A 12010-nucleotide genomic window follows, 5' to 3' on the forward strand; every position below is an offset into this window, starting at 1 on the left:
CGACATCACGCCGGCTCCAGCGACGCCTTCGCCTCGTCGAGCAGGCGCTTGGCCTCGGAGCCCTTCAGTTTCTGGATGTCGTCCTGGTATTTGAGGATCGCTCCGAGCGTGTCCGAGATCACCTCGGGCGAGAGGTCGATGACATCGAGCGCGAGCAGGCATTTCGCCCAGTCGATGGTCTCGGCCACCCCCGGTTTCTTGAAGAGGTCCTCGGTCCGGAGACGCTGGACGAAGGCCACCACCTGCCGCGACAGGGTCTCGGCGGCTTCGGGGGCGCGGGTGTGAAGGATCGCCATCTCGCGCTCGAAATCTGGGTAGTCGACCCAATGGTAGAGGCAGCGACGCTTCAGCGCGTCATGCACTTCGCGGGTGCGGTTCGAGGTCAGGATCACGATCGGCGGCTCGGGCGCCTTGACGGTTCCAAGCTCGGGGATCGTCACCTGGAAATCCGACAGCGCTTCGAGCAGGAACGCCTCGAAGGGCTCGTCGGTACGGTCGAGCTCGTCGATCAGGAGGATCGGCGCGCCGCGCTCGTCGGGGCGCATCGCTTCGAGCAGCGGGCGCTCGACCAGATATTCGTCCGAGAAGAGCTCGGTCCGGAGCGCGTCCCGGTCGGCGCCGCCCGCGGCCTCGGCGGTGCGGATCGCCACCATCTGGGCGGGGAAGTTCCACTCGTAGACCGCCGAGGAGGCGTCGAGGCCCTCGTAGCATTGCAGGCGGATCAGCTTGCGGTCGAGCGCGGCGGCGAGCGCCTTCGCGATCTCTGTTTTGCCGACCCCGGCCTCGCCTTCGAGAAAGAGCGGGCGTCCGAGCCGGAGCGCCAGGAACACCACCGTCGCGAGCGAGCGCCCGCAGACATAGCCGGTCTTGCCCAGCATGTCCTGCACGGCGTCGATGGATGCGATCTCGGTCATGGTCAGTCTCCTCCCGCCCGTCAGAGGTCGCCCGCCACGGCCCGGGCGTCAATGGTGCGAAGGTCGCACCCGGACAGGAAATAGGCGGCATTCTCAGCGCCGAATTGACGCAACACGGGCCCGGTGCAATAGTTCGGCCCAAGAAAAACGCCGCCAGAAGGCGCGGCACACGAGCGGGCAGCAACAGGACATCATCATGGCGACAGCGCCGTCATGCGTCGGCCGTCCCGGCAGAAACGGGACGCGGGCATGAAGATCACCACCATCACCTGCGTGAAGAACGAAGGCCCGTTCCTGCTGGAATGGATCGCTTACAATCGTCTGATCGGTGTGACCGATTTCCTGTTCTACTCGAACGATTGCGACGACGGCACCGATACGCTTCTCGATGCGCTGAGCGCGCGGGGAGGTGTGGTTCATCTGCCGAACCCGGCGGAAGGTCGGAATTATCAGATGGAGGCGCTCAAGGCGGCGGCGCATGAGGAGGTGGTGCAGCGCGCGGACTGGGTCTGGATCGCCGATGTCGACGAGTTCCTGAATATCCACGCGGGCGATCACACGATACCTGCTCTGGTGATGGCATGCGGCGATCCGCAAGCGATCTCGGTTACGTTCCAGTTCTTCGCCAATGGCGGTGTGTCGGATTTTCGTGACGCTCCGGTGATCGCCCAGTTCACGCGCAGCCACAATCCTGACCTTTGGTGCGCGGAAAGCGCGATCGAGGTGAAGACGCTCACACGGTCCGATTTTCCGTTGCAGTACTATGGCGCGCACCGGCCTTTCTTCCGCAAGGGGCTCGACGAACGGGCGCGGCCTCGCTGGACGGACGGATCGGGCCGGAAAGTGCCGCCCAAGTTCCTGATGGCGGCCAATCCGCGACGCATCCGCAAGTTTCCGGCAGCGGGCGCGCGCCGACTGGCCACGTTGAATCATTACGCGTTGCGCTCGCTGGACAGCTACCTCGTCAAAAACGACCGCGGTGACGTCAATCGCGAGAACCGCGCGTTCGACGACACCTATTGGCGGGAACGCAACGATCCTGCCTGGGAGGATCGGAGTATCCTTCGGATGTTGCCGAAGCTCGAGGCGGCCTTGGCGGAGATGAAGGACGACCCGGAGATCAGACGGCTGCACGAGGAATGCGTCGCGCGCCACCGCGCCAAGCGAGACCGATTGTTGGGCGATCCCTTCTACGCCGAACTGCATGCCCGTTTGTCCTGCGCACCGGCTTTGCCGCCGGGCGAGCCCGAATTGATGGAAGAGCTCGGACTGTCCCTATGAGCCGTTTGCGCGTCATCAATCTTGGCTTGCCGAAATCGGGCACGACAACTTTTGCGCGCGCGCTGAAGCGGGCCGGTCTGGCAGTGGCGGATTGGAAGATCCAGCCTGGTCAGAGCTCGGACGCCGGACTTCAGGACCGATTTCTCGGCGAGCTGCTCTATGATGGGTATTTCAAACACGGCGATCCTCTTGCGCTGTTGCCCGAGTTCGACGCCTTCGCCGAGATTTCCACTGCATCGAAGAGCTTCTCGCTGTGGCCTCAGCTGGATTTCCCGCTGATCCAGTGCATTCGCGATCGGCATCCCGGCGCTAAATTCGTGCTTTCACACCGGCCTGCGGAGGAGATCGTGGATTCGATGATGCGGTGGTCGAACCTAGGATCTCGACGCCTGCCGAAATACAGCATTCCCGGCCTGCCAGCTGGTTACGGCAAGACCACGTCCGAACTCGAGCGCTGGGTGACGGGGCATTATTTATTCACCCGCCACGCCTTTGCGGACAGCGCCGACTTCTTGGAATACGACATCGCCGATCCAGACGCGCCGCGGCAGCTAGAGGCGTTCTTGGGAATCTCCATCCCGTGGTGGGGCAAAGCAAATGCGAACCCATCCGTGCCGAAAGACCAGACAGCGGAAGGTGCCGCAGAAACGGATGACAGCGCCGCAAAGGCGGGCACCACGGAGACGACCGAATGAGGATTGTTCTGCATATCGGGCCCGAGCCGGTCATCGCCGAGCGTATTCAAAGCGTGTTCAACGACAAGCGCGAGCAGCTTCTGGGGAAAGGCGTGCTTTATGCACGGGGACCGGGCGCGAAGAACCACACACGGCTTTTCATGGCGGTCAGCGATCCTGACGCGGTCGATACGCTGCGGTTCAACCGCGGATTCATACTCCCGGAAAAACAGCGCGCGCTTTTCGCGGATGTGGCCGAGAGCCTGGCCATCGAGGCGCGACGTGAGGGTGTCGAGACGCTGATCCTGTCCTGCCACCAGTTGGGCACGTCGCTTAGGAACATGAGCGAGTTGGCACGCGTGAAAAGCGTTCTTGCGCCCATCTCCCAGCGGATCGACATCGTCGGCATCGTCGATGCCCCCGCGCGGATGCTGGCGCGGCGCTATGCCCAGCAGGTGATCGACGGGCGCGCCGTTCCGCTCAGCCAAGAGATCGATCTTGCGGACGCGCCCAGCTGGTGGGACGCCGCGCTGGCGACCTGGCCTGCGTCGCGCCCAGAGGCCGGAGTTTTCCCAGAGTTGCAAGGCGCACCGCATTGGCTGGACCTGCGCCGCCTGGTGACGGAGTGGGATGCGGCCTTCGGCGCGGGGACGGTCAAATTGCATACCGTCCCGCCAGAGGTGCTTTGGGGCAATGAGCTGCCCGAGGCCCTGCGCGAGATTTTCGGCATCGCAAGCTCTTTCGGCAAGGCTGAACCAGCTCGCCCCCCGACGGAGCCTCCGGCGGCCTGGCTTACGCGCGCGCGCCTCTTCAACGACGCGGTGATCCGCATGCTGGAGCGCTCCGACACGATCCTGTCCCGGCCACTCTGGCGCAAGCTTGTTGGTGAGATCATGTTGGATGGCCCGCCACTCGATCCCGGAGAGCTATCGGCGGTCAGCGCACGGTTCGCAGAGGATCTGGCCGAGCTTGTGCGCGCGCATCCGGGACTTGATGCGCAGACGCTGGATGCCGGGCCGGCTGCCGGACCCTGGCAGGAGGCCGATCCGAAATACGGCTTCCGGGCCACGCAATATCTGATGGCCTTCCGCTGGCGCATCAAACGGGCGGCGAAGGACGAGCAGGATAAGAAGGCGCAGGAACTGGCGGCGCTGGCCGCTGTCGCATCGGAGGACTTGCGGGGCGTAGAGACGCAAGACGTCACGCCCGAAGAAAGCGGTCTGACGCCCATCGCCGCGCGACTGATGCCGCCCCTGGCAAAACAGAAATTCGCGCAGCTCCAGAATTCGATCTACGCCCCCCACAACCGGATCGGCGCGATCAACGAGGAAGAGCTGGCCGCTCCTTTCACGGAGCTCGAACGCCGCCCCTTGCCCGAGAACCGAAGCGGGAACGTCATCGTCGGCTGCATGAAGAATGAGGCGCCATATATCCTCGAGTGGGTCGCCTATCACCGCGCCATCGGATTCGACGATTTTCTGATTTACACAAACGACTGCGAGGACGGCACGGACGAGATCCTGGGGCGTCTGCAGGCGATGGGCGTGTTGCAGCACCGTCGGAACAACGACTGGAAAGGCAACTCGCCGCAACAATTCGCGCTCAATCGCGCTTTGAAGGAACCGGTGATCCAGAACGCCGATTGGATCGCGCATATCGATGTCGACGAGTTCATAAACGTGCGGTGCGGCAACGGGACAATTTTCGATTTCCTGGACCGCGTGCCCGACGCCACCAACATCGCGATGACCTGGCGGCTCTTCGGTCATTCCGGCGTGACCACATTGGAAGATCGGTTCGTCACCGAACAGTTCGATCTATGCGCCCCTAAATACTGCCCCAAGCCGCACACGGTCTGGGGCTACAAGACGATGTTCCGCAACATCGGGGCTTACGCGAAAATCTCCTGCCACCGACCCAACAAGCTGGCGTCGGGCGCTGAAGAAAGAGTGCGTTGGGTCAACGGCTCCGGAGCGGACATGACCGCGGAGGCGATCAAGAACGGCTGGCGCAGTTCCAAGAAATCCATCGGCTACGACCTTTTGCAGCTCAACCATTACGCGCTGCGCTCGGCGGAGAGCTTTCTTGTGAAGCGCCAGCGCGGGCGCGCGCTGCATGTCGATCGCTCGATCGGCCTGAACTACTGGATCCGCATGGACTGGTCGGACGTGCGCGACATCACCATCCAGCGCAACCTGCCGCGCCTCCGAGCTGAATACTACCAGCTTCTCGCCGATCCGGTGCTGCAGGAGTGGCATCAGAAGGGCCTCGCCTGGCACCGTGCCAAGGCCGACGAATTGCACGCCACGCCTGAGTTCGAAGAGCTCTACCAGAAGGCGGTCGAGCTGAAGCTCTCGGAAACCGAACGCGTGGCCTATGCGCTCGCCCTCGACATGGAGACCTGAGATGGACGGCGGCAACCTGCCCGAAAAAGAGAAGATCATCGCCAGTCCCGACGGCGTCCGCTTCCCGGTCGACAAGGCGATCCTGGGTCCTCGGTTCCGGCGCTCGATCCGCTCGGGTGGCTACGAGGTGAAGGAAGCGACCGCGATCCGCCAGTTGGTGCGCAAGGGCGACCGGGTGCTCGAGATCGGCGGGGGCGTGGGCTACATCTCGTCGCTCCTCGCCAAGGATGGCCGCGCCGCCGAGATCCGCAGCTTCGAGGCCAATCCCCGGCTGGTGCCCTATATCCGCCGGGTGCATGAGCTGAACGGGTTCACGACCTGCTCGGTCACCAACGCGCTTCTGGCCGACGGGCCCGGGCCCGACCTGCCCTTTCACATCCGTACGAATTTCCTCGCCTCCTCGATGGATCTCGACGCGGGCGAGAGCAATATCGTCGAGACCGCGATGGTGCCGCAGCAGGACATTCATGCGCTGATCGCCGAGTTTCAGCCGACCTTCCTGGTCTGCGACATCGAAGGGGCCGAGGCGCATCTTCTGCCCGCCGCCGACTGGTCCGGACTGCGCGTCGCGGTGGTGGAGCTGCATCCGCAATGGATCGGACAGGCGGGCGTCCAGGCGGTGTTCGACGGCTTCCACCGCGCGGGCCTCACCTATTTCGCCAAGACCAGCCACGCCAAGGTGGTGAGCTTCAAGCGTGGCTTCTGAAGCGCCGCACATCCTCGCCATCCTCTGCGTCCGCAACGAGGGCGCGTTCCTGCTCGACTGGCTGGCCCATCACAAGGCCTGCGGCATCAGCCATGTCCTTGCCTTCACCAACGATTGCGACGACGGGACCGACGCGCTTCTCGACCGGCTGGAGGCGCTGGGGCATGTCACCCATCTCAGGAACGACGGGCCCTATGATCAGGGCGGCATCCAGTTCACCGCGCTGAAGACCGCCGCCAGGACCGACGAGCTTAGGCGCGCCGACTGGATCCTGCCGCTCGACGTGGACGAGTTCGTCAACGTGCATGTGGGCGACCGCACCCTGCCCGCGCTGATCGCGGCGCTGCCCGAGGCGCAGGCGATCACCCTGACCTGGCGGCTCTTCGGCAATTCCGGCATCGCCCGCTACGAAGACCGCCCGGTGCCCGAGCGGTTTCTGCGCGCCGCGCCTGCGGTGATGTTCTGGCCGTGGCGCGCGGCGATGTTCAAGACGCTCTACCGCAATGACGGCACCTACCGGAAACCCGGCGTACACCGCCCGCGCGATCCCGATGGCGACCGGGCGCTCAGCGCGCGCTGGTTCGATGGCGAGGGGCGCGAGCTTGATGCGCAGTTCCGGACGCGGCGGATCTTCTCGAATTTCGGCCAGTCGAACACCGCGCTGGCGCAGCTGAACCATTACCCCTTGGGCGACATGGAGAGCTATGTGCTCAAGGCCGCGCGCGGCCGCGCGGTCCACTCCGACCATGTGCTGGACCTCGATTACTGGGTCGAGCGCAATTTCAACACCGACGAGGACCGCTCGATCCTCGCCCTCGCGCCGAAAGCCGCGGAACACCGCGCGGCGCTCGCCGCCGATCCGGAACTGGCGCGGCTGCACGAGGCGGCGGTCCAGTGGCGCAAGGCGCAATTCGAAGCGCTGATGCTCGAAGAGCCGTTCCGCGCGCTTCTGGGACGTCTGATGACCACGCCGCCCTCGCGCCCGCTCAGCCGTCGCGAAGCGGCGTTTCTTGTGCATTACGGGCAAAAGGCGCGCGCTCTGAGCGACGCCGGGACCGGCTGACCCTTCAAATTTCGCTCAATTGGCCCAATTCTGCCTGATAGGGTTATGATAAAGGCGCTGCGACCCGGGGCCGCGTTCGGACGAGCCGAGCGTTTTCCGGGGGCCATCATGTGGGGGATGAGATGACGAGCGAGGCCGAAGGCACCGGCGCGGACACCGCGACGCCGCCTGAGTTCGAGGAATGGCGGCAGGCGATGCGCCGGGTCGGCGCGCGCGAGGGCTTTTTCGAGCCCTTGGGCACCGGACACGCGGCGCTCTACATCGAGCGCGGCGACACGCTGCTCGTCAGTTTCGACCGCTTCGGAGCCACTGCCCGCGATGCGCTGCCGCCCCGCGCTGCGCTGGCCCAGGAACAGAACTGGTCGCATCTCGCCCTGACCTGCCGGGACGAGACCTGGTTCCGCGACCCGCGCGTCTTCGACATGTTCGACCACATGACCGATGACGGCTTCTTCGACGAATTCGCGCGTGTCCTCTTCTACGGCGCCGGCCCCGCCGGATACGCCGCCGCCGCCTTCTCGGTCGCCGCCCCCGGGGCGCAGGTGGTGCTGCTGCAGCCGCAGGCGACGCTCGATCCGGATATCGCGATCTGGGACGAGCGCTTCACCGAGATGCGCGCGCTGTCCTTCTCGGACCGCTACGGCTACGCTCCCGATATGATCGAGGCGGCGATGCAGGCCACCCTGCTTTACGACCCGCGCGAGACCGAGGACGCGATGCACGCGGCGCTCTTCCGCCGGAAGAACGTGACGCGCGTGCCGCTGCGCTCCTTCGGCCCGGCGCTCGAGGGCACGCTTGTCGGCATGGAGATGCTCGACGCGCTCCTCGTCGCGGCGGCAGGAGGCGAGGTGACCCCGGCGCTGATCGGCAGGCTCTCGCGCAGCCGTCACGATCACGCGCCCTACCTGCGCCGCCTGACGCTCGAATGCGAACGCCGGGGCCAGTACGCCCGCGCGCTCCGCGTGGCGACGCTCGCGCACGAACATGTCGGCGGCCGCTTCTTCGCGCGACGCATCCGCGCGCTCGACCGCACGACCGCGGATGCGGTCGCGGACACTGCGGCCGAATAAACCTCCGCGCATCAACGCGCTGGCGCGCGCGGCACGGCGCGTGGTATGCGCTTGGACATGACCCAGAGCCTGACCCTTCGTCGTCCCGATGACTGGCATCTGCATCTGCGCGACGGCGAGATGCTCGAGGCCGTGCTGCCCGAAACCGCGCGCCATTTCGGCCGCGCGATCATCATGCCGAACCTCGTGCCACCGGTGGTTCGGGGCGAGGACGCCATCGCGTATCGCGACCGCATCCTCGCGGCGCTGCCCGAGGGTCAGAGCTTCGAGCCCTTGATGACGCTCTACCTGACCGACGACACCGATCCCGAGGACGTGGCCGAGGCGCATCGCTCGGGCCTCATCACCGCGGTCAAGCTCTACCCGGCGGGCGCGACCACGAACTCCGCCTCCGGCGTCACGGACATGGACCGGGTCGCGGGCGTTCTGGAGAAAATGGCCGAGATCGGCTGCCCTCTTTGCGTGCATGGCGAGGTCACCCGCCCCGAGATCGACATCTTCGACCGCGAGGCGGTGTTCATCGACACGGTGCTCGACCCGCTCCGGCGGAAGATCCCCGAGCTGCGCGTGATCATGGAGCATATCACCACCCGCAACGGTGTCGAATATGCCCGCTGTGGCGGCGACAACCTCGCCGCGACGATCACCACCCATCACCTCGTGATCAATCGCAACGACATCCTCGTCGGCGGCATCCGCCCACATTACTACTGCCTGCCCGTCGCCAAGCGCGAAACCCACCGGCTGGCGCTGCGCGCCGCAGCGATGTCGGGCGAGAGCTGCTTCTTCCTCGGCACCGACAGCGCGCCGCATCCCGACCGCGCCAAGCTGTCGCCCTGCGGCTGCGCGGGCTGTTTCACCGCGCCGAACACCCTGTCGATCCTGGCCGAGGTCTTCGAGACCGATGGCTGCCTCGACGCGCTCGAAGGCTTCACCTCGCTCTTTGGCCCCGCCTTCTACGGCCTGTCCCCGAACGAGGAGACGATCACGCTCACCAAAGGCGATCCCGTCGAATATCCCGAGACGATCTCGGCGGGCGAGGAAACCGTGACGCTCTTCGATCCGGGCTTCCCGCTGCACTGGCGCGTCGACGCCTGATCCATTGGCCCCGGCGCACAGCCGGGGCTTGGCTTTCCGCCCGCTCCGGGGGTAAGTCCCGGGGCGAGCAACACGGAGCCCGCCATGATCCCCTCGTCCTACCCCTCGCCCGAAGAGATCGCCCGGCTGAGCGCGGGAATGCTCCTCGAGATCGGCGCGGTGCATTTCAACGCCACCGACCCGTTCACCCTGGCCTCGGGCCTGCCGTCCCCGACCTATATCGACTGCCGCAAGCTCATCTCCTATCCGCGCATCCGCTCGACCCTGATGGATTTCCTGACGGTGACGGTGATGCGGCGCGCGGGCTTCGAGGCCTTCGACAACATCGCCGGGGGCGAGACCGCGGGCATCCCCTTCGCTGCGCTCGTCGCCGAGCGCATGGGCCTGCCGATGACCTATGTGCGCAAGAAGCCCAAGGGCTATGGCCGCAACGCCCGGATCGAGGGCGCGATGAGTGAGGGCCAGCGCGTCCTTCTGGTCGAGGATCTGACCACCGATGGCGGCTCCAAGCTGAGCTTCGTCGATGCGATCCGCGAGACCGGCGCGACCTGCGGGCACACCGCGGTGATCTTCTACTACGGCATCTTCCCCGAGACCGAGAAGACGCTGGGCGATCACGGCGTAGCGCTCCATCACCTCTGCACCTGGCGCGACGTGCTGGCGGTCGCCCGCGAGCGCGGTGCCTTCGACCAGGCGACGCTCAGCGAGGTCGAGAGCTTCCTCGACGACCCGCGCGCCTGGCAGGCCGCGCGCAGCTAGGGCCGTCGCGATTCCGGGAGTTGACGTTGCGTCAGGCTCCATTCGCGACGACACCTGTGGCTCTGGCGACATAGAGGCCGCAGCGATACCCCAGATATTGACGCGCGCGAGCAATTCGCGTCAATATCCGGTATACGCACCGGGCGGAGCGTCGAGCGGGCTTATCCACAGAAAGATACATTTTGCCCTCGCTGCACCTGCACGGTTATCCCTGACGCCCACAGTGACAACGCGCAGAATCGGGGGACTGCATGAACGAGGTCGCGACATTCAATCCGACCGGCGCCGAGATCCAGGCGCCCGACACGATGCCGCATTCGATCGAAGCCGAGCAGCAGCTTCTCGGCGCGATCCTGACCAATAACGACGTCTACGACCGCGTCGCGTCGATCATCAAGGCCAAGCATTTCTACGAGCCGGTGCACGCGCGCATCTACGAGATCGCCGCCGCCCGCATCGCCAAGAACAACCTCGCCTCGCCGGTGACGCTCAAGGCCTTCATGGAGGATGACGAGGGTCTCCAGGAACTCGGCGGGCCGACCTATCTCGTGCGTCTCGCCGGGGCCGCGGTGTCGTCCTTCGCGGTCCGCGACTACGCGCAGATGATCTACGACCTCGCCGTGCGCCGCGACCTGATCGCGCTCGGCCGCGACATCTCGGCCAAGGCCTCCAAGGTCGACGTCGCCTCCGAGCCCAAGGAGCAGATCGTCGAGGCCGAGCAGGCGCTCTACAAGCTCGCCGAGCAGGGCCAGACCGAGTCGGGCTTCGTCAGCTTCCTGCGCGCCGTCACCGACGCGGTGAACGTCGCCAACGCCGCCTACCAGCGCGAGGGCAAGCTTTCGGGCATCTCCACCGGGCTCATCGACCTCGACAAGAAGCTCGGCGGCCTGCACCCCTCGGACCTTCTGATCCTCGCGGGGCGGCCCTCGATGGGCAAGACCTCGCTTGCGACCAACATCGCCTTCAACGTCGCCAAGGCTTACAAGCGGGGCATCAAGCCCGACGGCTCGGAAGGCGCGATCGAGGGCGGCGTGGTGGGCTTCTACTCGCTCGAAATGTCGGCCGAACAGCTGGCGGCGCGGATTCTCTCCGAGGCCGCCGAGGTGCCCTCCGAACAGATCCGCCGCGGCGACATGACCGAGGAAGAGTTCCGCCGCTTCGTCGAGGCGGCCAAGAGCCTCGAGGCCTGCCCGCTCTATATCGACGACACGCCCGCCCTGCCCATCGCGCAGCTCGCCGCCCGGGCGCGGCGGCTGAAGCGGACCCACGGGCTCGACGTGTTGATGGTCGACTATCTGCAGCTGGTGCGCGGCACCGCCGAGAACCGGGTGAACGAGATCGCCGAGATCTCGATGGGCCTGAAGGCCATCGCCAAGGAGCTCAACATACCCGTGATCGCGCTCTCGCAGCTCTCGCGCCAGGTGGAAAGCCGCGAGGACAAGCGCCCGCAGCTCTCGGACCTGCGGGAATCGGGCTCGATCGAACAGGATGCCGACGTGGTGATGTTCGTGTTCCGCGAGGAATACTACAAGGAACGCGAAAAGCCCGGCGACCACGACCTCGACAAGATGGCCGCCTGGCAGGAAGAGATGGAGCGCCTGCACGGCAAGGCCGAGGTGGTCATCGGCAAGCAGCGCCACGGCCCGATCGGCACGGTGGAGCTGAGCTTCGAAGGCCGCTTCACGCGCTTTGGCAATCTCGTGAAACCCTGGCAACAAAGCGGCGACGAGTCGTTCTGACCGCGCAGCACCCCCGCTCCCCATCCGGCGCCAACCGGACCGGGCGCGGGTCAAGGCAGCCCGCAGGGCTCCGCGGCCCTGCCGCGGCCTGGCCTTGAGGCGCGCCCGGTCCGCCCCACACTCGACCTGGCGCGTTCAGGGCAGACCTGCCCCTGAACCGCCTCCCCAGCAAAGACTTTCGCGATCTGCCACCAGCCTCAGCAGTCTAGCAAACAGCCCAAAACCGCCACGCGCCCCCAACGCGGCGCAGCCGCGAGCGCTGCGGGAGCGGCCGGGCGTCAGCCCGGCCCGAGCGCGGCGC

The 12010-nt window shown here is 65.8% G+C and carries 10 protein-coding genes; 9 read left to right on the forward strand and 1 reads right to left on the reverse strand.

What is annotated here, in order from left to right; genetic code table 11:
- Positions 1-5 precede the first annotated feature (5 nt).
- A complete protein-coding gene (locus ACFQ4E_RS13685; protein ID WP_386804478.1) occupies positions 6-914 on the reverse strand; it encodes an AAA family ATPase in 909 nt (302 codons plus the stop codon).
- A gap of 249 nt (positions 915-1163) precedes the next feature.
- Here ACFQ4E_RS13685 and ACFQ4E_RS13690 point away from each other — a divergent pair, with 249 nt between their 5' ends.
- From ACFQ4E_RS13690 to ACFQ4E_RS13730, 9 genes are all read left to right on the forward strand, one after another.
- Entirely contained in the window at positions 1164-2195 is a 1032-nt protein-coding gene (locus ACFQ4E_RS13690; protein ID WP_386804480.1) for a glycosyltransferase family 2 protein, read from the forward strand.
- Positions 2192-2890: a sulfotransferase gene (locus ACFQ4E_RS13695; RefSeq protein ID WP_386804482.1), complete on the forward strand. Its 699-nt coding sequence runs from the start codon at positions 2192-2194 to the stop codon at positions 2888-2890. The genes ACFQ4E_RS13690 and ACFQ4E_RS13695 overlap by 4 nt, the downstream gene beginning before the upstream one ends.
- Entirely contained in the window at positions 2887-5274 is a 2388-nt protein-coding gene (locus ACFQ4E_RS13700; RefSeq protein WP_386804484.1) for a glycosyltransferase family 2 protein, read from the forward strand. The genes ACFQ4E_RS13695 and ACFQ4E_RS13700 overlap by 4 nt, the downstream gene beginning before the upstream one ends.
- Position 5275: 1 nt before the next feature.
- Complete coding sequence (locus ACFQ4E_RS13705; protein WP_386804486.1) at positions 5276-5980, forward strand: FkbM family methyltransferase; 705 nt, start codon at positions 5276-5278, stop codon at positions 5978-5980.
- Positions 5970-7043, forward strand: a complete 1074-nt coding sequence (locus ACFQ4E_RS13710; RefSeq protein WP_386804488.1) for a glycosyltransferase family 2 protein — start codon at positions 5970-5972, stop codon at positions 7041-7043. The genes ACFQ4E_RS13705 and ACFQ4E_RS13710 overlap by 11 nt, the downstream gene beginning before the upstream one ends.
- Positions 7044-7165: 122 nt before the next feature.
- Positions 7166-8113, forward strand: a complete 948-nt coding sequence (locus ACFQ4E_RS13715; protein WP_386804490.1) for a phosphoadenosine phosphosulfate reductase — start codon at positions 7166-7168, stop codon at positions 8111-8113.
- 57 nt (positions 8114-8170) lie between these two features.
- Positions 8171-9211 (forward strand): dihydroorotase, encoded by a 1041-nt coding sequence (gene pyrC / locus ACFQ4E_RS13720; RefSeq protein ID WP_386804492.1) that lies wholly within the window; start codon positions 8171-8173, stop codon positions 9209-9211.
- Positions 9212-9295: 84 nt separating this feature from the next.
- Complete coding sequence (locus tag ACFQ4E_RS13725; RefSeq protein ID WP_386804494.1) at positions 9296-9970, forward strand: orotate phosphoribosyltransferase; 675 nt, start codon at positions 9296-9298, stop codon at positions 9968-9970.
- Between the two features lie 251 nt (positions 9971-10221).
- The gene (locus ACFQ4E_RS13730; protein WP_386804496.1) at positions 10222-11709 is read left to right on the forward strand and encodes a replicative DNA helicase; all 1488 of its coding nucleotides are present in this window, start codon (positions 10222-10224) and stop codon (positions 11707-11709) included.
- The last annotated feature ends 301 nt before the right edge of the window (positions 11710-12010 follow it).

Source organism: Litorisediminicola beolgyonensis (assembly GCF_042679605.1).
In the GTDB taxonomy this organism is placed as follows: Bacteria; Pseudomonadota; Alphaproteobacteria; order Rhodobacterales; family Rhodobacteraceae; genus Litorisediminicola; species Litorisediminicola beolgyonensis.

Coding starts and splice junctions, on each gene's coding strand:
- ACFQ4E_RS13730 (WP_386804496.1), top strand. CDS start 10,222: ATGAACGAGGTCGCGACATTCAATCCGACCGGCGCCGAGATCCAGGCG.
- pyrC (WP_386804492.1), top strand. CDS start 8,171: ATGACCCAGAGCCTGACCCTTCGTCGTCCCGATGACTGGCATCTGCAT.
- ACFQ4E_RS13725 (WP_386804494.1), top strand. CDS start 9,296: ATGATCCCCTCGTCCTACCCCTCGCCCGAAGAGATCGCCCGGCTGAGC.
- ACFQ4E_RS13690 (WP_386804480.1), top strand. CDS start 1,164: ATGAAGATCACCACCATCACCTGCGTGAAGAACGAAGGCCCGTTCCTG.
- ACFQ4E_RS13695 (WP_386804482.1), top strand. CDS start 2,192: ATGAGCCGTTTGCGCGTCATCAATCTTGGCTTGCCGAAATCGGGCACG.
- ACFQ4E_RS13685 (WP_386804478.1), bottom strand. CDS start 914: ATGACCGAGATCGCATCCATCGACGCCGTGCAGGACATGCTGGGCAAG.
- ACFQ4E_RS13715 (WP_386804490.1), top strand. CDS start 7,166: ATGACGAGCGAGGCCGAAGGCACCGGCGCGGACACCGCGACGCCGCCT.
- ACFQ4E_RS13700 (WP_386804484.1), top strand. CDS start 2,887: ATGAGGATTGTTCTGCATATCGGGCCCGAGCCGGTCATCGCCGAGCGT.
- ACFQ4E_RS13705 (WP_386804486.1), top strand. CDS start 5,276: ATGGACGGCGGCAACCTGCCCGAAAAAGAGAAGATCATCGCCAGTCCC.